Source organism: Methylotenera mobilis 13, assembly GCF_000384255.1.
Classification (GTDB): domain Bacteria; phylum Pseudomonadota; class Gammaproteobacteria; order Burkholderiales; family Methylophilaceae; genus Methylotenera; species Methylotenera mobilis_B.
Genome location: NZ_KB913035.1, coordinates 458429 through 481405, shown reverse-complemented (window position 1 = coordinate 481405; position 22977 = coordinate 458429). Strand labels below are relative to the sequence as shown.

Below are 22977 nucleotides of genomic sequence, written 5' to 3'. Positions count from 1 at the left end.
ATTTCCACTATATAAAAATGGTTAAAAAAAAGACCTCACATCGGAGGCCTTTTCATTGTTAACCGTTAATTAAAGATGAACTTAAGCGCTATATCTTCACTTCATATTGTTGGCTAAATGTTTTACCTTCATTATCGGTTGCTACCGCCTCTAGCTTGCCAGCCGTAGCTGGAATAAAACTAAATTTGAAATATGGGTCTTCTGCAGTGCCAACCCCAACATCCACCGTCATTAAAGGTTTTCCGCCGTAAACAAAATCAACTTTGTTGATATAAAAAGCTGGCACATAACCCTGAGAAACCAAGTCACGCTGTAAGCCAGTCCGCATAATGTGCTTAATATTGAATGTTGCTGTCGTTGGTGTACCCACTTTAACCGGCGTTTCTACATTCATTTTAATTCGCCCTGCCGCGGCACGGATTTCAGCTTCATTGTTCTCCACCATGCCACCACAGCCGCCTGCAGCACGAATTACGCGTGAAGCCAAATATAACTGACCATCCGCCGTTTCACCCACTAAACGCACATAAGCATCTGTCTCAAAACGAATACGTGTCGATAACTGAAAGTTACCTAGCGCATCTGTTAAATGATAAGTCGCTGTGAGTGGAATCGGATTTGCATCAACAAAAGCATATAGCTTTTTAATTACCACACCGTTCGCTGCCGCATTATCAATGCTATAAGATACTGGCACTTGCGCACCGCTCTCTGCACGTTTAGGCGCTTCAATCTTAATGAAGTCAACTTCCTTCATCTCTCTTTTAGCAAAGAAAGCCTCTTTCATCACTGGCCACAGTTTTGGGTCAGCCTCTGCATACGTGTTAGCAATAAAAGCTAAAGACAAGCCAGTAGCTACTACTACCTTACTAAACCACCTTTGAAATTGCATAGCCATACCATACGCTCCAAATTAATATTTATGATTTTTTGTTTTCATACGCCTATGACAAACTATATTGCTAGATAGTTCTCATGGGACCATGCTTAGCAAGATTGCCGATTAAACGCTTTCGTTTTCCATATAGAAAAACAACTCTATACCATTACCGACAGGATCTTTAAAGTTAATCTGCTTCACGTTTAACACTGGTAAATCGCGCGTTGTATAGTGAATATTGTGATGCTTCAGATGCGCTTCCATTGCTGGCATGTCAGTACAAGTAAATGACACATGATCAATCGTTGTCAGTACATTGGTTAACGGCTCACCTTCGCCCCGATACTCCGCTAAGTGCAACACGTGTGTATCACCAATATATAGCCAAAAGCCTCTGCTAGTAAACCCCTCACGTGGGCCGACTTTTAAACCCAATACATCACAATAAAAATCCTTGAGTTTAAGCATCGTCTCATAAGGCGTGCGTAGGTTGTAATGATTAAGTTGGGTGACCGGCATAGTATGGTTTCAATAAATTGGTGTAGGTAAGTGCGATAAATAATCGGCAACAATAATCTAGATACTTTAACACCTTTGACGCGACGAGTAACTAGCGCAACTCGATGAAAGCAGAGATTAATCGCCTTCAAACTCGCAAAGTGAAAAAGGCTTGAGATCACTTTCAGCTAGACGCTCTGAGCCACCTAAATCAGGCAAGTTAATCACAAACGCACAACCCATGACTACACCACCTAATTTTTGTATTAACGCGGCAGCAGCTTCAGCTGTACCGCCTGTCGCAATTAGATCATCCACCAACAATACCTGCTCACCTTGAGCAATTGCATCAGTATGAATCTCAACACGATCAGCACCGTACTCTAAGGCGTAATCATGCCCAATTGTCTCAGCAGGCAACTTGCCAGATTTACGAATCGGCACAAAGCCCACACCGAGCTTATACGCCAATGCTGCTCCTATAATAAATCCGCGTGCCTCAATCCCTGCGATTTTGTCGATGTGCTGGCTAGCATAATGCTGTGCAAGTGCATCTACCACCATCCGAAAGCCAATGGGGTCTTTGAGTAAAGTGGTGATATCACGGAACTGGATACCCTGTTTTGGGTAATGTGGGATAGTGCGGATTAGGGATTTGATAGGCATAAGCACTTACACCATATTGGTCAAATTGAGTGGTTAGTCTTAGAGGAGTTAAGACTAACCATCTGAGTTTAGAAACTACACTTCAATCATTTTAAAGTGCAACTCGCGATACGAGCACTAGGCACATACGCGTAGACAGTACGAAAGTACGGCAAGCGGATGTAACGACGTTATCGTAAAGCGAGTGCATTTTACGCCGCTGGCGTTTGTGAGCGAACGCGAATATGTAATTCACGCAACTGCTTCTCATCCACTTCATTCGGCGCATTGGTCATCAAGCACTGAGCACGTTGTGTTTTCGGGAATGCGATGACATCACGAATAGATTCTGCACCTGCCATCAATGTGACCAAACGGTCTAAACCGAATGCCAAACCACCGTGCGGAGGCGCACCGTATTGCAATGCGTCTAACAAGAAACCAAACTTCTCTTGCGCTTCTTCACGGCTTATTTTTAGAGCATCGAACACTTTAGATTGCACTTCTTGCTGATGGATACGCACAGAACCGCCACCTACTTCCCATCCGTTTAAGACCATGTCATAAGCTTTTGATAAACACGCACCTGGGTTAGTGGCTAACAAGTCTTCGTGACCATCTTTTGGTGCAGTGAACGGATGGTGTAATGCCACCCAACGATCAGCTTCTTCATCATGTTCGAACATTGGGAAATCAACTACCCACAATGGCGCCCATGCGCGGCCATCTACATGGCCTTTATCGTGACCAACTTTAAGGCGCAACGCACCTAAAGCTTCATTCACTACTTTAGTTTTATCTGCACCAAAGAACACGATATCGCCATTTTGTGCGCCAGTGCGGTCAATAATCGCTTGTAACGCTGTGACATGAATATTTTTAACAATCGGGCTTTGCAAGCCTTCTTCGTTCAATTTAGTGATGTCGTTAATCTTGATGTAAGCCAAACCTTTAGCACCGTAGATTTTTACGAACTCTGTGTAGGCATCAATTTCAGAACGGCTAATTGCCGCGCCGTTAGGCACGCGTAAGGCTGCCACACGCCCACCTGCCATATTGGCAGCACCCGCAAATACTTTAAAATCTACATCTTTCATCACATCTGAAAGCTCAGTGATTTCTAAGGTCACGCGCATATCTGGCTTATCTGAACCGTAGCGGCTCATTGCTTCAGCAAATGGCATACGTGGGAATTGAGCTGGTAACTCTACGTTTTGGACTTTTTTCAGCATTTGGCGAATCATTTCTTCCACCAAATCCATAATATCGTTTTCTTCCATAAACGATGTTTCAATATCCACTTGTGTGAATTCTGGCTGACGATCAGCACGCAAGTCTTCATCACGGAAACATTTAGTAATTTGGAAGTAGCGGTCAAAGCCAGACACCATCAACAATTGTTTAAACAATTGTGGTGATTGTGGCAGCGCAAAGAACTGACCATGATGCACACGGCTAGGTACTAGGTAATCACGCGCGCCTTCTGGTGTGCTACGTGTCAGCATTGGTGTTTCAACTTCAATGAAGCCGTTCACATCCAAGTAGTCACGCAAGGTTTTAGCCACGCGATAACGCAACATCATGTTTTTTTGCATCGCAGGGCGGCGCAAATCAATATAGCGGTGCTCTAAACGCACGGTTTCAGTCAGGTTTTCATCATCCAACATGAACGGTGGCGTGAGTGATGGGTTTAATACCTCAATCTCAGTCGCTAGCATTTCCACTTCACCCGTAGGTAAGTTTGGGTTAACTGTGCCTTCTGGGCGCGCACGCACTTTACACACCACTTTTAGTACAAACTCACTGCGTACAGTTTCCGCAATCGCAAATGCGTCTTTGGTATCAGGGTCAATCACGATTTGCGCCAAACCTTCACGGTCACGCAAATCAATAAAAATAACACCACCGTGGTCACGGCGACGATGCGCCCAACCACATAATGTGACAGTTTGACCAATGTGTTCGCGGTTTAAATGGCCGCAGTAATGTGTACGCATCATAATTTAATTGTTTGGATATTGAGTTAAAAGTTTTGGAATCTTGTTTACAGGCGCAACCACACCCATAGAAATAATATACTTCAGTGCTTCATCTACCGTCATTTCGAGCGCTATCACGTCAGCTTTAGGCATCATCAAAAAATAACCGCCCGTCGGGTTTGGTGTGGTTGGCACAAACACGCTAACGTAATCGCCTTGCAGATGATTCGCCACATCGCCGCCTGGTGTGCCCGTCACAAAAGCAATTGTCCACGCACCCTCTCGCGGAAACTGCACTAGTACAGCCTGACGAAACGCATTACCAGAATCTGAAAATAAAGTATCAGACACCTGCTTGACGCTAGAGTAAATCGACTTCACCACAGGTAGGTGATTAAGCAGCTTTTCCCAGAGAATGATGAGCTGCATGCCAAAAAAATTGGTCGCAATCAACCCTGTGGTCAACACGATCAGCACCGTTAAAATCGCACCAATGCCCGGAATATCACGACCTAAAAAGGTATGTGGATGCCAAGCTTCTGGTAACAGCAACAGGCTTTGATCCATCACACCGATGAATGACTTTAGCACCCAGATGGTAATCACCAATGGCACTAACACTAACAAGCCTGTAATAAAGTATTTTTTCATTAACGTTGAGTCATTCAACCGCGCCTAGTGGCACGCACAACCCGTAGCGCAAGCAGTTGGTGCAGCGCTTGACTCACTAGCCGATTCAGAGGTGGCTGAGTCAGCTGGTTTAGCTGTCTTACTCGCACCACCTTTGAAGTCAGTCGCATACCAGCCACTGCCAGTTAACTGAAAACTCGGTGCAGACACTTGCTTAGCAAAAGTCTCTTTAGCGCACTGTGGGCAAGCTTCTACACTTGCAGCACTCACTTTGCGCATCACCTCTGCTTTGTGTCCGCAGCTACTACATTGATAATCGTAAATAGGCATATAAAATCACCTCTCTCAATACGTTAAATAACCCGCGATTATACCTGAATCTGTCTCAATTTTATTGAGGCCACGCCACCCAGATTTAACCAATCAAGCAGATGAATATTTACTCATCCGCGTCGTCATCTTGCTGATTTCTAAGGCGACGAGCCTTCACACTTTCAGCGAGCATATCCAGTAAGGGCAATGTCTCTTCCCATCCCAAGCAAGCATCAGTAATCGACTGGCCATAAGTCAATTCGCAACCTGGCGCATGGTCCTGACGCCCAGCATGTAGATGCGATTCAATCATTAAGCCCATGATACGGTCATCGCCAGCATTTAACTGCTCGGCTACGTTTGCCGCCACTTGTGCTTGCAACTGATATTGGCGCTGACTGTTAGCATGTGAGCAATCAATCATTACTTTGGCATTTAGGCCCGACTGCGCCAACTCAACCGCGGCAGCGTCTACGCTTGCTGCATCATAATTAGGCGTTTTACCACCGCGCAAAATCACATGACAGTCTTCATTACCTGTCGTAGAAATAATGGCTGAACGGCCTTCTTTAGTCACAGATAAAAAGTGATGAGGACTTGCGGCAGCTTTAATTGCATCGACAGCAATACGAATATTGCCATCTGTGCCATTTTTAAAACCAACCGGGCAAGATAAGCCAGACGCTAACTCCCGATGAATCTGCGACTCAGTCGTGCGCGCACCGATCGCACCCCAACTCACTAAGTCTGCCGTATATTGTGGCGTAATCGTATCTAAGAACTCAGTCGCTGCTGGCAAACCCAGCTCATTCACTTCCAGCAAAAACCGTCTAGCCAACTCTAAACCGGCATTGATATTGAAGCTACCATCCAAATGCGGATCGTTAATTAAGCCTTTCCAACCAACCGTGGTGCGTGGCTTTTCAAAATACACACGCATCACAATCAACAACTCATTAATATGTTTGTGATATTGCGTTAACAGGCGCTTTGCGTATTCAATCCCTGCATCATAATCATGAATAGAACACGGCCCAATCACCACTAACAGACGGTCATTTGCACTATGTAAGATACGATGAATATCCGTACGTGTTTTAACGATTCTATCTGTCGTGGCAGTACTGGGCTCAAGTTTATCCAACAGCACAGACGGTAGCGTCAGCTCTTTGATTTCGATGATGCGCACATCATCAGTAATAATTTTTTGGATAGGGCTCATTTAGATAACTCATTTGCTGCAACAAGATTTGGTGCAACAAAAATCAAAAATCAGAAACAACAAAGCCCGTATATCGCGGGCTTATCAACAATAAAACGATTGAGGCAGCTGCCGATCAAGGCACTCGCCAAACTTTATCAGCCATTTAGCGCAACTACTAAACTAGCTAAATAGCCAATCCAACACAAGCATCTAGCAAAAATAAAAATTCATATGCACTACGTAACAATCAGTAGGCACTGATGAATATTGAGCAAAATTTTAAACAATTTTTTGCTTTTTTGTCTTTAAAACCAATCGTCTTGTGCAATTTTAACACTTTAAAGCTCAGTTGATACAACTTAGTGGTATTTACGGTACTTTCTGAAGACAAAGTCGTGGAGATTAAAAATGTCAAGACAGCGACGCTGACTTTACAGCGCGGCTCTGTTTTACATCGCTGTTAGGCATCACTCAGGCGCAATCAACTTGAGCCCAGCAAAACTCAAGTGAAGCAAATCAATCTCCACCAATCAAGCACAGCAAGATTATGAGCTTTAAAGCAATCGCTCAAATACATCAACAGGCAAAGGTTTACTGAACAAATAGCCTTGATAATGCACGCAGCCGCTATCTAACAGTATGCCTTGCTGCACTTGGGTTTCAACCCCTTCTGCAATCACATTTAAGTTTAAAGTATGTGCCATCGCAATAATGGTGCGTACAATCGCTTGGTCGCTCCCCTTGCCTGCAATATCTTGTACAAATGAACGGTCTATCTTCAGTTGATAAAGAGGCAACAGCCTGAGATATTGAAGCGACGAATACCCAGTACCAAAGTCATCAAGCGAGAATCTAACACCAACATCTTTTAATGCATTCATGATTGCGATGGTATCTTCAACATGATCCAAAAGCGCGCTTTCAGTCAACTCCAGTTTTAGCAACATTGGGTTTACTGCATGACGTGAGACTGCCGCCTTAATTTGCTCAACAAAATCCACCTGATGAAACTGCTTAGCACTCACATTTACTGAAAGTGTCAAGTTACGTGCTTTTTCATCAGTTTCCCAACATTTAAGTTGTGCGCAAGCAGCATCAATCACCCACTCGCCGATGGCCAAAATCATCCCAGTTTCCTCAGCAACCAGGATAAATTCATTCGGCGGAATCAATCCCCGCTCTGGATGTATCCAACGAATTAAGGCTTCTGCACCTACTGGTCGATCAGCAACATCTACCTGCATTTGATAAAACAATTGGAATTCATTTTTATCCAGCGCTTTGCGTAGTTCATGCTCCATATCAACGCGCGCCTGAATACCTTCCTGCATTTTTGGGTCAAAAAAGCTCAGCGCATTTCGTCCCAGCTTCTTGGCCTGATACATAGCAATATCTGCCTGCTTCAACAACTCATCAGACTTCAGGTTGTTTTTACCAAATAACGTGATACCTATGCTGGAAGTGATGTGATACTCATACCCTTTAAACTGATATGGCTGAATAAACTTCCCAATGATTTTTTCACCTATTGTTTCAGCTTGAGTGGCAGCTTCAACGTCATGCTCACTTAGGGCCTCAAGAATTACAACAAACTCATCCCCTCCTAGGCGAGCAACGGTATCACCCTCTCTCACACAAGCCGTTAGACGTTCTGCAACCTGTTGCAATAACAAGTCGCCCACATCATGCCCTAGGGTATCATTTAGTGTTTTAAAATGATCTAGATCTAAAAACAGTAACGCACCGTTTCGCACACTTCGCGCAGCAGAAGCCAACGCTTGATTTAAACGATCTAACAATAACCGCCTGTTAGGGAGGTTGGTCAGCGTGTCATAAAGTGCTAAATAATTACTTTTATCTTCTGCGGCCTTACGCTGGGTAATGTCAGTGCGAATAGAGATATAGCTTTGCGGCTTACCATCTTCACCAATAAAAGGTGCGATGGTTGTGTCTACCCAGTACAAGTGACCATCTTTAGCGCGGTTGCATACTTCATCATGCCAAACTTGGCCATTTGCCACTACCCGATACATCTCTTTAAAATAGCCTTTAGGGTGATAGCCTGAATTGAGGATTGCATGGTCTTGACCAATAAGCTCCTCTACAGAGTAACCGCTAATCTCACTGAACTTATCATTAGCGTAAGTAATACGTCCTTTGACGTCGGTCACCGCAACTATTGCGTGCTTATCTAATGCATATTTCTGATACTTTAATTCTTCAAGCGACTGCTTAGCGAGCGTTTCACTGAGCAACAAAGCATCTTGTGCCTGCCTTAAATCTGTGACGTCGTAAAACCAACCCAACATGGCAGGACTGCCTTCGTAGTGTACCGGCCGATAAGAGGCGATTACCCATACAGGGCCTTTATTCTCAACAATTAATTGAATCAATTTATCATTAACAGAATGACCGCTATTTACCTGCGCTAAAAGTGCTTCGTACTGTAGCGGGTCAGCATAATAAAGCTTAGGATTTCGTCCCATCACAGTGTCTGGAGAGCAATTAATCAACTCGGTATAACGCTTATTCGCAAACAGCACCTTATCTCCTGCGGAAGTAGCGATACGGACAGCAATTGGACTGGTCTCCAACATTTGAATAACGCGCTCTTTACTCTCCCGGTCTGCATTAGCAGCTAGCCTTTTATCGGTTTCATCACGAATAACACAGACCAGCTCTGCAGGATCTCCCTGCTCGCCATAAATCAAATGCCGACGATCCGATACCCAACGAACAGATCCATCCGCTAGCACAATACGATATTCAATCTCGACTCTTCCTATGCCAAAAACAGAACTCATCGCTAGCCGAGCTTTAACACGATCATCAGTATGAATCAGATTCATCCACGAGCTGTCATCCTCAATCAAATCCTGTTGGGACAAACCACAAAGCTTTACTATCGCTGCATTCACATGGTTTATTTTAAAATCTGGCGCACTAGCTGTCCAAATGACTTCTTCTACTGAGTTAAGAATATTAGTCAGGTAACTCTCGGTTTTACGCATCAGCGCTTCAGTGTAATGACGGCCAGTCACATCTTGCACAGTACCCCGAGAGTAGACAGGATTACCTTCAGCATCATAATCTGAAGTGCCTCGCTCATGTACCCACTTAATTGAACCGTCGGCTAAAAGTAATCGGTGTGTAATATCATAGGACTCATGGTTAGCCAACGATGCTTTAAATATACGCTCTACCTCTGCACGATCCAACGGATGCACGACACTCAAAAACGCTTCATAGTTGGCAGAAAACTGATGCTCATCAATCTCAAAGAGATGGAAAATCTCATCGCTCCAGACCAAGTCACCCGCCTGCCAATCTAATGACCAACTCCCAACTTGGGCAATGTGTTGCGCTTCTACCAAAAGCTTTTTATTCAACCGTAAATTTTGTTCAGCGAGGGTACGCTCTACATCGTGCGAGTGAAGTAAATCTTGCATTTTCGCCAACTCAGCAATGACACTTTTACTCTGTTCCGGTGTGATTTTTATTGGCATAGAGAAATCACCGCCACCAATTCTGGAAATATGCTGATGAATCTCACCTGCACTGGCACCCAATGTTAAGCGTAGTGCTCGGTAAGCTCGCCACATAAAAAATAGGGCCCACAACGAAACAAAAACAAATATAGCGCGAAAAATAGAAGATACCGTTTTAGCATGATTCACCGCATTTAAGGTGCGACGATCCATCATTAAGAAAGTCTCATTAATCGGCTTCATAATTTCAGACTTTGCCTGATGATATTGATTAACCAGCAGCATCTGAGCTGCTTTTAATCTATTCGCATCGATATCTGTCGTCGCTGACTCTACAAGACGCATTGCCTCAAACTCTAGCGCGGTTAACTCATCTGAGTGCTTTTTGGCTGAACCAAGCTTATCTAACTCTTCCTTCGTAAAACCAGCCGCATGCATCATCTCCAAAAGGGCGACCCCTTTCCCATCTTGAGAGGGTGCTGGTAGCTTACCTACAATCACCATATCCCAGTATGAGTTGAAGTAACCATCAGGAAGGGGGATATCGCCATTACGAATATCTAAAATGTTCTGGAAGTAAACTTTATATCGCTCATCACCTGTTAAGACATATGAGCGAACCATCCTAGTAAGGTCATCCGAAGTCTGCCTCAACTGACCGACTAACTGATAAGAAACATAGCGTGCCTCGTAGGCATCATCCAACTGCTTTTCGGTATAAACATAGTAGCCAAAAACGGAGAATACAGAGGTCAGCACCAACACCGACATCCATGTCCTTTGATGGAGAGTTGCTAAGATTTTTTTGAAATCGAATTTCAAAATATTACCTAAAGAGGCTTAATGCCAAGGTAGATAGAATAAAAACTTGCAAAGACAGGGCAACTAAAAGTTGCTGATGCTGAGCATGCGTATTGATGACTTCATGAAGCGCGCGGTACATAAAAACAGCCCCTTATAAGGAATTCTTGTTTTATCATTGATTGAAACAATAACAAAACCCTTGGAGGCGGCTTCGAGACCCCACTCACCTAGCATGCTACTTTGATAATTCTGCTTTGAACATCCGTTCAAACGATGTACCTAATTTAACAAACTTAGTTACGTTTATCAATAAAAACTTCAGGGCTATTGATACATTAAAGACCTCTCATTACAGCAATAACACCCACCATACTTAATCATCATCTGCCGCAATCCAAAAGCCAACAAAAACATATATCACCAATCACCTAGCACAATTCATATTAATCAAGCCTCATGAGGAAATGCTACATAAGCACATTGATTTATTTTACTTATCAAAACAATCAGAAACATTAACTTCACAAATAAAAGCATCACTCTATAATGAACTCAACCTCTTATTGTGATCGTGTAATTTTTATAAGAGCACCTAAGGCAAAAAGTAAGTAAAAAAGGTTTTGAAGAAAATTCAATGTTGGGGCATAGGGGATAACGTGAATATTGCTAACGGAAAATTAATAGATGAACAATTGGTGATGCTTAGCCAATTAGGTGACGCACATGCTTTTGGCTTGCTCGTAGAGAAATACCAGAATAAGTTGTATCGAGTTATTCTACGTATCATCAAAAACCAATCGATTGTTGAAGATCTTGTACAAGAATCATTCATTAAAGCTTATCGCTCAATCGCTAATTTTAGAGGTGACAGTGCGTTCTACACTTGGCTCTATAAAATTGGCTTAAATACAGCAAGAAGCTATCTCTATGATAAAAAGCATAGCCCTCAAATTGACTGCTCAATTGAGTCTGAAGATTTAGATAATTTAAGTACAGCATCAAATTTGTATAGCCCCGAGACGCCAGAAAGTGAGTTGAGTAACAAGCAAATTGCAAAGACAGTCAACGATTCGATTGAAGCATTGCCATCAGAGTTAAAGTTAGCAATCACTTTAAGAGAAATCGATGGACTATCTTATGAGCAAATTTCACTCACAATGGATTGTCCCATAGGCACTACGCGATCCAGAATATTCAGAGCGAGAAATATTATTTCAGAAAAAATTAAACCTTTATTAAACGTAAAACAAGGACAACGTTGGTAACACCATCCATTGTTCTTATGCTGTAGCACTCTTTATAAATTAGCAACTTTACTCGCAACATCGCATCGAATTTAGTGGAATTAAAAATCAGAGTAATATGATCACCACTAATTAAAATGCCTATTATTCACCAAAATGAAAAGGAGTTTTATCATGGATAACAAACCATCTTCTACATCAGGAAAATGTCCAGTAATGCATGGCGGCAACAAGGCAACTGGTTTATCAAGTACAGATTGGTGGCCTAAAGCACTGAATCTGGACATTTTGCACCAGCACGATACTAAAACTAATCCGATGGGCGAACACTTTAATTACGCTGAAGAATTTAAAAAATTAGATTTGGGTGCTGTTAAAAATGACTTGAAAGCACTCATGACAAACAGCCAAGATTGGTGGCCAGCGGACTGGGGCCACTATGGTGGCCTGATGATTCGTATGGCTTGGCACGCTGCTGGCACTTATCGTATTGCAGACGGTCGCGGAGGCGCAGGCACGGGAAGCCAACGTTTCGCACCATTAAACAGTTGGCCAGACAATGTTAACTTAGATAAAGCACGCCGTTTACTCTGGCCAATCAAAAAGAAATATGGCAATAAATTGTCATGGGCAGATTTAATTGTATTGGCAGGGACGATGGCATACGAGTCTATGGGCTTAAAAAGCTATGGGTTTGCAGGTGGTCGTGCTGATATTTGGCATCCAGAAAAAGACATCTACTGGGGCTCTGAAAAAGAGTGGCTAGCCAAAACAGGATCTGAAGGTAGCCGCTATTCTGGTGAGCGCGATTTACAAAACCCTTTAGCAGCTGTGATGATGGGCCTGATTTATGTGAACCCTGAAGGGGTCGATGGTAATCCAGACCCATTAAAAACAGCGCAAGACATCCGCGTAACCTTTGCACGCATGGCCATGGATGATGAAGAAACCGTTGCATTGACTGCTGGCGGACACACTGTGGGTAAAGCGCATGGCAACGGGACTGCTGCTAATTTAGGGCCTAGTCCAGAAGACGCAGAGTTACACGAGCAAGGTTTCGGCTGGAACAATCACACTAGACGCGGCGTGGGTCGTGACACTGTGACAAGTGGCATTGAGGGAGCATGGACGACACACCCAACCAAGTGGGACAACGGTTATTTTGACATGTTGCTTAACCATGAGTGGGAACTCAAAAAAAGCCCTGCAGGTGCATGGCAGTGGGAACCCGTTAGCATTAAGGAAGAGGATAAACCTGTCGATGTGGAAGACCCATCTATTCGCTATAACCCCATCATGACAGATGCTGACATGGCGATGATTAAAGACCCAATCTACAGAGAGATTTCTGAGCGTTTCCATAAAAATCAGGCGTACTTCTCAGAAGTTTTTGCACGCGCGTGGTTTAAGTTAACACACCGTGACTTAGGTCCGAAGAGCCGTTATTTAGGTTCAGATGTGCCAAAAGAAGATCTGATTTGGCAAGATCCAGTACCTACTGTGGATTACACATTAAGTGATGCGGAAGTTGCGGAGCTCAAAGCCAAACTCTTAAACAGTGGATTGAGCACATCAGAGCTTGTATCTACCGCTTGGGATAGTGCACGTACATTCCGTGGTTCAGATTATCGCGGTGGCGCCAATGGTGGACGCATTCGATTAACACCGCAAAAAGACTGGGTGGGTAATGAGCCAGCTAGATTACAAAAAGTACTAAGTGTATTAGAGGACATACAAGCAAATCTTAGCAAAAAAGTAAGCATTGCCGATTTAATCGTACTAGGCGGCACTGCTGCTGTGGAAAAAGCTGCACGAGATGCGGGCGTGAATATCACGGTACCATTTGTGCCTGGTCGTGGTGATGCTACAGACGAAATGACAGATGCTGAATCATTTGCGGTGCTCGAACCACTGCATGACGGCTATCGCAACTGGCTGAAAGATGATTACCTTGTGTCTGCCGAAGAAATGTTACTGGACCGTACGCAATTAATGGGCTTAACCGCTTATGAAATGACCGCTTTAATTGGAGGCATGCGCGTACTTGGCACTAATCATGGCGGCTCTAAACATGGCGTATTCACTGATCGTGAAGGTGTATTAAGCAACGACTTCTTTGTTAACTTAACTGACATGAGTTACTTATGGAGGCCTGCTAGTAAAAACCTTTATGAAGTTCGTGATCGCAAAACCGGCGCAATTAAATGGACAGCAACCAGAGTAGATTTAGTGTTTGGCTCAAACTCGATCCTTCGCTCTTATGCTGAAGTTTATGCACAAGACGATGCAAAAGAGAAGTTCGTACAAGACTTTGTTAAAGCATGGACGAAAGTGATGAATGCAGATCGTTTTGACTTGAGTTAATCACTATTTAATCGCTAAAGATAAGACCTAGCCAGAGTTGTACATGGCTAGGTTTTATCTATCTCAAACATTATTAATGTTAAGCATTCGCGATAAATACAGAAAACAGTGGATTCGAATCACGCGGTTTCAAGTAACTAAATGCGGTTAGGTAAATCTAACTTTCCTGCCAACTTATATCGAAGTTCTTTAATTCATCCAAATATTCGTCGCGACTAATAAATCCGATACATGGAAAAGCACCACGCTGATTGATATCATTCTTCGCCAGTTTTTTAGTCATGATGATGGCAGGCATACAAGGTATGTTAGGGCCATCTCCTGATCTAGCAAGCAGTTCAAAAGTGATGGTTTTATTGGTGACTCCGTTGAGGCCCTTACCTGATAAGGACATGTGAAAGGCGCTATTAGAAGAACCTATCCAATCAAACATAAATGACAGTCGCAGCATTAAAGGCGCGAATTTTTCTAAATGCTTAATAATGCCTAAACGCACCAACCATGATAAACCCCAAAGAGTCACATGAATGAAAGGAAGTTCTAGGCCAGCATAAAAGCCAATACTTTTTAATGAAGGATAGCGCTTTGGAAATAATGCTAAATCAGGCACATCACAATAACCTAATAGCCTCCATCCAAGATTTTTGTATTTTCTGACTGTCAGACCCTGCCACCCATAAATTTTTGTTTGTACGCCATTGATAATTGTTTGAAAGCTCTTGCCTGTGTACCCTAAAATGGCAGCAGTAGTGGCTAAGCCGCGCGTGGTTTTTTGAGCTGTCGTAATTCCATAATCAAGACCATCGAGCGACTTAAACTCATCATGATAGTGGTCTATTAATGCAGAAGTTAAACAGGGGACTGAACTTGCACCACTGATCAACAAAATATTTGCCTCTTTTGCGAGCGAGTGAAGACTACTAATTCCCTCAACAAAGTCACGCCCATCAGCTAAATCTATGTAGTGAATGCCAGCTTGAATACAGGCTTTTGCAACATCATAACTTTGGCCTTGAAATGGCCCTGAAGTATGAATCAGAATATTAGGTTTGATGTCATTTAGCACTGATGCAATGTTTTTATTGATATCGATGAAAGTCGCTTCTGCTTTGTTTTTAGCCTCTAATGTTTGTATAAAGGACTCGGCTTTTTGCAAAGACCGTCCTGCGACAATAATTTGAATATCAGACTCTTTGGCTAATGTTTTTGAGATCACACTGCCAAAGTTTCCATAGCCACCAATAACCAGGACACGTTGCATCAATCCTCACCCTTTAGGTAAAAGCGTCCTTCATATCCGTACACTTTTCCCCACCATGGATGAGTTATATCAACCTGCATGTCAAACGTATTGTCATCCACAGGTTTTTCCAAGGCATTGCCCTCACCAATCAGCAGAGTAAGTGGTATAGGGATGTAATGGCCAAAAAGTTTTAAAATGTAGCCCTGATGCTTTAATTTAACGCAACCATCCTCCCAATGAAAACTGGTTTTCCAGCCTATGCCAAATTTCATCAACTCTACAACCTTATTTCCGTCTAGTTGCAACATACGAGATTGAAAGCGATAAGGTTTTCTATTTGCAAAGTAGAAAATGCGGTTGAACGTAAAAGCCTTTGAGTTTTTATGGCTTTCAAAATGTACCGTTACAGGGACATTCTGTGCATTTATAGGTGGTATTCCACCCGTCAACCAAAGTAAGGGGGCTAGAAGTTTAACTGGACCAGCGCACATTAAATCTAGATGTCCATTAACAACATTAATATCATCACTATAAGGTCGATTTAAATAGTGCTTTTGCATGACAGGTGGTAACTCACTCCAACTATCCCCAAAAATTTCCTTAAATATCGGTTCTGACTTTAGATTTAGATTGTCGATCTTGGGAATGTGAAGTCGATTAAGTAATAGATTTCTTAATCCACGCATCCAAGGGTAGGTGATTTTTGCAATGCTTTCAGACCAAAATAAAGCTTTATTAATCAGATTAAAAAAACCTTGGTTTTCACCGAACTTGGCCATAAAAGACAACGCAGTTTTCCCATGGTAAAACTGCCTACCATCATAAATAATCATGCCTTCGTCTAGGTCCAATTTCCGTTTTTTTATTTCTTGTAAGACGAAATGAGGTTTTTCCTCACGCGCATTTATAAGATGCAGACTTCCATACTTTTTCTGAACTCTTAGGGCTAGCGCTGCGTTCGTACATAATGGACACTTACCGTCATATACAAACCAGATAGCATTATCAACAGTTTCTTTATTCATATTGGTTTCGTCACCATCATAAAAAATACCACGATTAACCCTATAAATGCAGGCCAACCAAGTAGAAACCATATTCTAAAAAGCTTAACGTATTGATTAGGAATAGTTGTTTTATTCTCTACACATTCAAGCAAAATATTTCTTAATCTAACTTGTATCCAAACGACGGGTAACCAGCAAAATCCAGCTGCAATGAAAATTGCATAAGTGACAGTTAGCCAAAACTCTGTCCAATGATAACCACTTTTCCAAACCAACCATACGCCAGTGACAAGTTGTGTGATGACCGCTGGGAAAGTAAATACATAGTCTGCAATGACTGTACCTTTTGCGGCATATAGCTTCTCTTGAAGATTATCAGTAAAGTAGCTACGAAACATAAAAAAAGCAATGCCAAGTCCAGTGCCGAATAGCACTGTAGAACTAATGATATGAATGGTTTTAACGATAAGATATATGTTCATTGAAACGTCATTATCATGTAAAAGCAAGGTATGGTATATATCCATCTTCTACTATATGAACCTGGTCATAAATCAGAAAAACCAGTGTTGATAACTGTGCTGATTATTGTCACCCACCAGCCTGCTCTGCCAACGCATCACCTACCCCAATCCCAAGACAAATAATATGTAAACAAAAGAAAAACCCCATTAACTTATCAGGTTAATGGGGTTTGTTTACACTTTTAAAGTAGGTAGACCTCAGAACGGAATATCATCCTCAAAATCATCAAAGCCTGACCCAGCTGGCGCAGGTTTTGCGGCGGGCGCTTGTCTTGCTTGACCTTGACTAGGAGGTGCTTGGTTGTAATCACTATCACCGCCCTGATCCATACCGCCGTCATAACTAGCATTTGAACCGCCACCATCACGGCCGCCTAGCATTTGCATTTGGTCTGCAATAATTTCAGTCGTGTAACGATCTTGGCCTTCTTTAGTTTGCCATTTACGTGTTTGCAAACGACCTTCCACATAGACAGGACGACCTTTCTTAAGGTATTCGCCCGCAATTTCAGCCAATTTACGATACATGACAATATTGTGCCATTCAGTACGCTCTTGTTTAGCGCCTGATTTATCTTTCCAATTATCGGTTGTTGCGATACTGAAGTTACATACGGCCTCGCCGTTTGGCATATAGCGCACTTCTGGATCGCGACCAAGATTCCCAACCAATATCACTTTATTTACTGATGCCATGCTTACCCCCTCAACAATTGATACACTTGGGAGTCATCCCAATCATACGATTTATCTATTTTCAATATGACAGTACGTTCTTGTGGCAGCACTGCCGCCTCGATTACGCCAGCCAGCTTGGTGAGCTTACTTTTCACACTCACGACCATCTCTGCAGTCATCTGCTCAGCTGAATCTTCCATGGTGTACATTTTGGTTCTCACCGCGAGTGGCGCTTGCATTGAAAATGCTAATAATAGCCATAAAAACATCATCACGCCACAAAATATGAACACGCTTGCAAAGCCGTAAACATGGGAGAGATACCCACCCAATGCACCGCCAACAAAAATCCCCAAAGACTGCGCTGTATTATAAACACCCATGGCAGTTCCTTTTGCGGCAGCTGGTGCAATTTTACTAATCAATGACGGCAGCGACGCCTCCAGCACATTAAAAGCCACAAAATACACGGTGAGTGAAGCAACAATACCCCAGAAGTAATGAATAGAAACTGAGAACATCAATTGTGCCACCAACATCATCAGCACAGCAGCAACGAACACTCGTTTCATTTGCGATTGTTTTTCAGCATAAATAATCGCTGGCACCATCAATACAAAAGAAGCCAGCACAATAGGTAGGTAGATTTGCCAATGCTGATTCTCATGCAAGCCGCTTGCACTCACAATGGCGAACGGCACCACGACAAACATGGCCATTTGTGCCGCATGCAGGGCAAAAATGCCGTAATTCAATCGCAACAACTGTTTATTCTTCAGCACGTCCTTTAATCTGGCGGGTGTGGCGCTGGCATCTGAATGATAATGACTATGCACAGGGTTTGGTACAATGAAGCGCACCACAGCAATAGCAGCTAAGGTTAGGACACCAGTTAGGGCAAATATCCCTGGCACGCCTATCCATTGATTTAGAATCGGGCCACCAACCAAAGATAATGAGAAAGCAATGCCGATAGTTACCCCAATGGTCGCCATTGCTTTGGTGCGGTGCTCATCGCGCGTTAAATCAGCCACCAAAGCAGTTACCACAGCAGAAACGGCGCCCGCCCCCTGTAAAGCACGGCCAATAATAATACCTTCAATGCTCGTGGCAAGCGCAGCAACTAAGCTACCAACTGCAAAAATAGCCAAGCCTAAATAAATCATTGGTTTACGTCCATACTTGTCAGAAGCCATGCCGAATGGTAACTGCAATAAGGCTTGAGTTAAACCATACGCACCTAGCGCCAATCCCACCATAAAGCTACTAGGCTTATCAGGCAAGGTGGATGCGTAAATAGCAAAAATCGGTAAAATCAAGAACATACCAAACATGCGCAAGCCATAAATGGACGCTAAGCTAAGAGTAGCGCGCCTTTCTGCTGGTGTCATATTGTCTGATGAGGAGTGTTGCGATGAAGACATGAAAAATAATTAAGCTAAATGCGTAAAAGTAGGTATATTAGCAGGTTGCCTTCATGTTAACTCGAATGTTTCACAAAATTGCATATGATCAATCGACTTTTTGCCCAGATACATTATTTGGACACAATATTGATAACATGGGTAAAAGAACCACGACACGCCTCTTTCACAAATATTACCTGCAACTTAAAATATTACGTCATCTGACGGCGTTTTATCAGACTCAATAGGTAAGCAAAAGTACAATGGATTTAGCTATATGGATTTAATTCGTATTCGCGGTGCGCGCACGCACAATTTAAAGAATATTTCACTGGATATTCCACGCAATCAACTGGTTGTGATTACCGGCTTATCTGGCTCTGGCAAATCTTCGCTAGCTTTTGATACGTTATATGCAGAGGGTCAGCGCCGTTATGTTGAATCACTTTCCGCTTACGCCCGCCAGTTTTTGGCGCGCATGGATAAACCCGATGTCGATTTGATTGAAGGCTTATCACCCGCAATTTCTATTGAACAAAAATCAACCTCACACAACCCGCGCTCCACCGTTGGCACCGTTACTGAAATCCATGATTACCTGCGCCTTTTATACGCACGTGCTGGCGATCCAGAATGCCCAGAGCACGGCAACAAGCTAGAAGCACAAACTGTCAGCCAAATGGTGGATAGCGTACTTGCCCTGCCTGAAGACACTAAACTAATGATATTAGCGCCAGTAGTGTCTAACCGCAAAGGGGAGCAAATTGATCTATTTGAAGAACTAAAAGCACAAGGGTTTGTAAGGTTACGTGTAGACGGAAAAATCTATGAAGTGGATGCGTTACCGCAACTAGCCAAAACCACTAAGCATAATGTGGATGTCGTGGTTGACCGTATCAAAGTCAAAGCGGATATGAAGCAACGGATTGCTGAATCTTTTGAAACTGCATTACGTTTAGCCGAAGGCAAGGCGATTGCGGTAGAAATGGACACAGAGAAAGAGCACTTGTTCTCTGCTAAGTTTTCATGTCCATTATGTGATTACTCACTTGCAGAACTAGAGCCACGTCTATTCTCTTTCAACAATCCAATGGGCGCATGTCCAACTTGTGATGGCTTAGGTAACATCAACTTCTTTGACCCTAAACGTGTGGTTGCTTTCCCACATTTATCGTTAGCGGCAGGTGCAATTAAAGGCTGGGATAAACGCAACCAATTCTACTTCCAGATGCTGGCAAGTCTGGCCGCTCATTATCAGTTTGATTTAGACACGACGTTTGAAAAACTGCCAGAGCCAATTCAAAAAATATTACTTAACGGTAGTGGCAAAGAAGAAGTTGCGTTTAAATATCTGAATGAACGCGGTGTGTTTTATCAAAAGAACCATACGTTTGAGGGTATTTTAAATAACTTGCAACGTCGCTATCACGAAACGGACTCACAAACCGTACGCGAAGAGCTCGCTAAATACCTCAACTCACAAAGCTGCCCAGATTGCGCAGGCACACGCTTACGCAAAGAAGCGCGCCACGTAAAAGTTGGCAATAAGAACATCCATGAAGTATGCCAAGTGCCGCTAAAGTTAGCGCTTACTTTCTTTGACACACTTGAACTAACTGGCGCAAAACTAGCAATTGCAGATAAAATTGTTAAAGAGATTAGCAACCGTCTAAAATTTCTCACCAACGTTGGGCTTGAGTATTTATCATTATCACGCTCAGCTGAAACCCTTTCAGGCGGTGAAGCACAACGCATCAGGTTAGCATCACAAATCGGTAGCGGCTTAACTGGCGTCATGTACGTGTTAGATGAACCATCAATTGGCTTGCATCAACGTGATAACGACCGCTTACTCGACACGCTCAAACGTCTACGTGACATCGGCAACAGCGTCATTGTAGTGGAGCATGATCAAGATGCAATTATGGCGGCAGATTATGTCGTTGATATTGGCCCTGGCGCTGGCGAGCACGGCGGACGCATTGTGGCAGAAGGTACACCAACGGAAATTAAAGAGAATGTAAACTCTCTTACAGGTGAATATTTAAGTGGTAAACGCCAAATCACCTATAACAAAAAACGTACAGCACCAGACCCAGAACGCTGGCTCAAAATGAGCAACGCAACTGGCAACAACTTGAAGGACGTAACCCTAAAACTACCTGTTGGCTTACTAAGCTGCATTACAGGCGTTTCTGGTAGCGGAAAATCTACCCTCATTAACGATACGCTTTATCGTATCGTTGCACAGCATTTATACGGCAGTAGCACAGAACCAGCACCTTACGGAGAAATAGACGGCTTAGCATTCTTTGACAAAGTGGTCGATGTAGACCAAAGCCCAATTGGCCGCACGCCTCGCTCTAACCCTGCCACCTATACGGGCTTATTTACACCGATTCGCGACTTATTCGCAGGTGTACCAGAAAGTCGTGCGCGCGGTTACGGCCCAGGTCGCTACTCCTTTAATGTGAAAGGCGGACGCTGTGAAGCATGCCAAGGTGACGGTGTATTACGTGTTGAAATGCATTTCTTGCCTGACGTTTATGTCCCATGTGACGTATGTAAAGGCCAACGTTATAACCGTGAAACACTAGAAATTCAGTTCAAAGGTAAAAATATCCATGAAATTTTAGGGATGACCGTAGAACAAGCGCACGCCTTTTTCAGTGCGCAGCCTGTCATTTCTAGAAAACTGCAAACCTTGCTAGATGTTGGCTTAGGCTACATTACGTTGGGGCAAAGTGCGACAACGCTATCTGGCGGTGAAGCGCAACGCGTTAAGCTTGCGCTAGAGCTAAGTAAACGCGACACAGGCCGTACGCTTTACATCCTAGATGAACCAACCACGGGTCTACACTTTGCGGATATTCAACTATTACTAGATGTTATCCACCGCTTGCGCGATGCAGGGAACACCATTGTGATTATTGAACATAATCTAGACGTAATTAAAACTGCAGACTGGATTGTAGACATGGGGCCAGAAGGTGGTGATGGCGGCGGCATGGTGATCGCAGAGGGCACGCCGGAAGAGGTCGCAAAAAGTAATGTTAGCTATACAGCCAAATACCTAAAGTTAATGCTTTAGTTCACAAAACCCATGATTCGGCATGCCCAATAAGCATGCTAAATCAGGGTTTGTTATTTAACACTGGGTAACAAACCTAACACTTGAAACTTAACATCTACAAGTTACGTCTCAGCCACTAAATCATCGCACTTGCCTCGTCTATCAGGTCACGATAACGCGCTATCTGTGCAACCCACTCATCACGCCGAACATTTAAGTAGGTCGAAACATCTGGATTGAGGCTATCAACAATGCTGTCCGCAGCATCACCTCGCTCCAGCCCATGCGCAACATGTACTGCCGCATAAACAATGAGTGACACCTCACATGCATTTTTGTCCATAGGCGTTGCATAATAACGTAGCGCACGCGCGATTTCCTGCGGAAAACTCCATCGAATCGCAAGCTCCTCGCCAATCTGACAATGGTCTAGTCCTATCACTTCACGCTCAACAGCCTGTCGCTTCTCTGCACTGATACCAATACACAAATCATCTACTTCAGAAGAGGTCACTGGAAACACCAGGTGAATCAGCAAATCGCCAATGTTATGTAACAATCCAGCGATATATGGAACTTCAGATTCTTTACCTAATTGCTTTGCGATTTCACGACTAATGCTCGCAGCCACCAAACTATGGCGCCAAAATCGTTTTAAATCCAAGCCAGGCACCTCAGCAATAGTGCCAGTAACACCGCAAGCAACCACCAAAGAACGAATCTTAGCTAATCCTAAAATCGCAACTGCATCGTCTATATTTTTAACGGCACGGGTGACGCCATAAAAAGATGAGTTGGCCATTTTCAGCACTTTGGCAGCAATCACAGCATCTTGCTCAATCGTATTAGCCAATATATTAATATCGACATCCTCGCTATTGAGCATACGCATCACTTCCTGCACCACCTTAGGCAAGCTAGGTAAGCTAACAATCGAATTAAAAAAATCCTCTATTGGCTTCATACAACCTCTCTCACCATTAGCAACTCGCCATGTG

At 43.3% G+C, this 22977-nt stretch carries 17 protein-coding genes; 3 read left to right on the top strand and 14 right to left on the bottom strand.

Features of this window, described 5'->3' with window-relative positions; translation table 11 throughout:
* Positions 1-88: 88 nt before the first annotated feature.
* The 8 genes from A391_RS0102260 to A391_RS0102225 all read right to left on the bottom strand — a co-directional run bounded on the left by A391_RS0102260 (position 89) and on the right by A391_RS0102225 (position 10458).
* The gene (locus tag A391_RS0102260) at positions 89-898 is read right to left on the bottom strand and encodes a quinoprotein dehydrogenase-associated SoxYZ-like carrier (RefSeq protein ID WP_019897013.1); all 810 of its coding nucleotides are present in this window, start codon (positions 896-898) and stop codon (positions 89-91) included.
* Positions 899-1003: 105 nt separating this feature from the next.
* On the bottom strand, positions 1004-1399 hold the full coding sequence (locus A391_RS0102255; protein WP_019897012.1) for a VOC family protein: 396 nt from the start codon (positions 1397-1399) through the stop codon (positions 1004-1006).
* 117 nt (positions 1400-1516) lie between these two features.
* The gene (locus A391_RS0102250; RefSeq protein ID WP_019897011.1) at positions 1517-2044 is read right to left on the bottom strand and encodes an adenine phosphoribosyltransferase; all 528 of its coding nucleotides are present in this window, start codon (positions 2042-2044) and stop codon (positions 1517-1519) included.
* A 191-nt stretch (positions 2045-2235) separates the two neighbouring features.
* Positions 2236-4023 (bottom strand): aspartate--tRNA ligase, encoded by a 1788-nt coding sequence (gene aspS / locus A391_RS0102245; RefSeq protein WP_019897010.1) that lies wholly within the window; start codon positions 4021-4023, stop codon positions 2236-2238.
* Between the two features lie 3 nt (positions 4024-4026).
* Positions 4027-4653 carry a DUF502 domain-containing protein gene (locus tag A391_RS0102240; protein ID WP_019897009.1) on the bottom strand — a complete coding sequence of 209 codons (627 nt, stop codon included), beginning with the start codon at positions 4651-4653 and terminating at the stop codon, positions 4027-4029.
* A gap of 24 nt (positions 4654-4677) precedes the next feature.
* Positions 4678-4962, bottom strand: coding sequence for an FmdB family zinc ribbon protein (locus A391_RS0102235; protein WP_019897008.1), 285 nt, complete (start codon positions 4960-4962; stop codon positions 4678-4680).
* 109 nt (positions 4963-5071) lie between these two features.
* Positions 5072-6166, bottom strand: coding sequence for a 3-deoxy-7-phosphoheptulonate synthase (locus A391_RS0102230; RefSeq protein WP_019897007.1), 1095 nt, complete (start codon positions 6164-6166; stop codon positions 5072-5074).
* A gap of 536 nt (positions 6167-6702) precedes the next feature.
* Positions 6703-10458, bottom strand: coding sequence for an EAL domain-containing protein (locus A391_RS0102225; protein WP_232416127.1), 3756 nt, complete (start codon positions 10456-10458; stop codon positions 6703-6705).
* A gap of 638 nt (positions 10459-11096) precedes the next feature.
* Here A391_RS0102225 and A391_RS0102220 point away from each other — a divergent pair.
* Both A391_RS0102220 and katG read left to right on the top strand, forming a co-directional pair.
* The gene (locus tag A391_RS0102220; protein ID WP_019897005.1) at positions 11097-11705 is read left to right on the top strand and encodes a sigma-70 family RNA polymerase sigma factor; all 609 of its coding nucleotides are present in this window, start codon (positions 11097-11099) and stop codon (positions 11703-11705) included.
* 153 nt (positions 11706-11858) lie between these two features.
* Positions 11859-14048: a catalase/peroxidase HPI gene (gene katG, locus A391_RS0102215; RefSeq protein ID WP_019897004.1), complete on the top strand. Its 2190-nt coding sequence runs from the start codon at positions 11859-11861 to the stop codon at positions 14046-14048.
* Between the two features lie 157 nt (positions 14049-14205).
* Here the strand turns inward: katG and A391_RS0102210 are convergent, their stop codons facing one another.
* The 5 genes from A391_RS0102210 to A391_RS0102190 form a co-directional block, all read right to left on the bottom strand.
* Positions 14206-15309, bottom strand: a complete 1104-nt coding sequence (locus A391_RS0102210; RefSeq protein ID WP_019897003.1) for a saccharopine dehydrogenase family protein — start codon at positions 15307-15309, stop codon at positions 14206-14208.
* Positions 15309-16316: a DUF4166 domain-containing protein gene (locus A391_RS14095; RefSeq protein WP_019897002.1), complete on the bottom strand. Its 1008-nt coding sequence runs from the start codon at positions 16314-16316 to the stop codon at positions 15309-15311. Before A391_RS14095 ends, A391_RS0102210 begins: the two co-directional genes overlap by 1 nt.
* On the bottom strand, positions 16313-16780 hold the full coding sequence (locus A391_RS0102200) for a DUF2269 family protein (RefSeq protein WP_029143932.1): 468 nt from the start codon (positions 16778-16780) through the stop codon (positions 16313-16315). Before A391_RS0102200 ends, A391_RS14095 begins: the two co-directional genes overlap by 4 nt.
* 240 nt (positions 16781-17020) lie before the next feature.
* Entirely contained in the window at positions 17021-17518 is a 498-nt protein-coding gene (locus A391_RS0102195; protein ID WP_019897000.1) for a single-stranded DNA-binding protein, read from the bottom strand.
* 2 nt (positions 17519-17520) lie between these two features.
* Positions 17521-18924: an MFS transporter gene (locus A391_RS0102190; protein WP_019896999.1), complete on the bottom strand. Its 1404-nt coding sequence runs from the start codon at positions 18922-18924 to the stop codon at positions 17521-17523.
* Between the two features lie 259 nt (positions 18925-19183).
* Between A391_RS0102190 and uvrA the strand changes: the two genes are divergently transcribed.
* Positions 19184-21997, top strand: coding sequence for an excinuclease ABC subunit UvrA (gene uvrA, locus A391_RS0102185; RefSeq protein ID WP_019896998.1), 2814 nt, complete (start codon positions 19184-19186; stop codon positions 21995-21997).
* A 118-nt stretch (positions 21998-22115) separates the two neighbouring features.
* Here the strand turns inward: uvrA and A391_RS0102180 are convergent, their stop codons facing one another.
* Positions 22116-22943, bottom strand: a complete 828-nt coding sequence (locus A391_RS0102180) for an HDOD domain-containing protein (RefSeq protein ID WP_019896997.1) — start codon at positions 22941-22943, stop codon at positions 22116-22118.
* Positions 22944-22977 lie beyond the last annotated feature (34 nt).

What these genes read in the sequence shown, in the direction of transcription:
- A391_RS0102190 (WP_019896999.1), bottom strand. Translation starts at nt 18,924, where the DNA reads ATGTCTTCATCGCAACACTCCTCATCAGACAATATGACACCAGCAGAA.
- A391_RS0102240 (WP_019897009.1), bottom strand. Translation starts at nt 4,653, where the DNA reads ATGAAAAAATACTTTATTACAGGCTTGTTAGTGTTAGTGCCATTGGTG.
- A391_RS0102250 (WP_019897011.1), bottom strand. Translation starts at nt 2,044, where the DNA reads ATGCCTATCAAATCCCTAATCCGCACTATCCCACATTACCCAAAACAG.
- A391_RS0102180 (WP_019896997.1), bottom strand. Translation starts at nt 22,943, where the DNA reads ATGAAGCCAATAGAGGATTTTTTTAATTCGATTGTTAGCTTACCTAGC.
- aspS (WP_019897010.1), bottom strand. Translation starts at nt 4,023, where the DNA reads ATGATGCGTACACATTACTGCGGCCATTTAAACCGCGAACACATTGGT.
- A391_RS0102230 (WP_019897007.1), bottom strand. Translation starts at nt 6,166, where the DNA reads ATGAGCCCTATCCAAAAAATTATTACTGATGATGTGCGCATCATCGAA.
- A391_RS0102255 (WP_019897012.1), bottom strand. Translation starts at nt 1,399, where the DNA reads ATGCCGGTCACCCAACTTAATCATTACAACCTACGCACGCCTTATGAG.
- A391_RS0102200 (WP_029143932.1), bottom strand. Translation starts at nt 16,780, where the DNA reads ATGAACATATATCTTATCGTTAAAACCATTCATATCATTAGTTCTACA.
- A391_RS0102210 (WP_019897003.1), bottom strand. Translation starts at nt 15,309, where the DNA reads ATGCAACGTGTCCTGGTTATTGGTGGCTATGGAAACTTTGGCAGTGTG.
- A391_RS0102260 (WP_019897013.1), bottom strand. Translation starts at nt 898, where the DNA reads ATGGCTATGCAATTTCAAAGGTGGTTTAGTAAGGTAGTAGTAGCTACT.
- A391_RS14095 (WP_019897002.1), bottom strand. Translation starts at nt 16,316, where the DNA reads ATGAATAAAGAAACTGTTGATAATGCTATCTGGTTTGTATATGACGGT.
- A391_RS0102195 (WP_019897000.1), bottom strand. Translation starts at nt 17,518, where the DNA reads ATGGCATCAGTAAATAAAGTGATATTGGTTGGGAATCTTGGTCGCGAT.
- katG (WP_019897004.1), top strand. Translation starts at nt 11,859, where the DNA reads ATGGATAACAAACCATCTTCTACATCAGGAAAATGTCCAGTAATGCAT.
- uvrA (WP_019896998.1), top strand. Translation starts at nt 19,184, where the DNA reads ATGGATTTAATTCGTATTCGCGGTGCGCGCACGCACAATTTAAAGAAT.
- A391_RS0102235 (WP_019897008.1), bottom strand. Translation starts at nt 4,962, where the DNA reads ATGCCTATTTACGATTATCAATGTAGTAGCTGCGGACACAAAGCAGAG.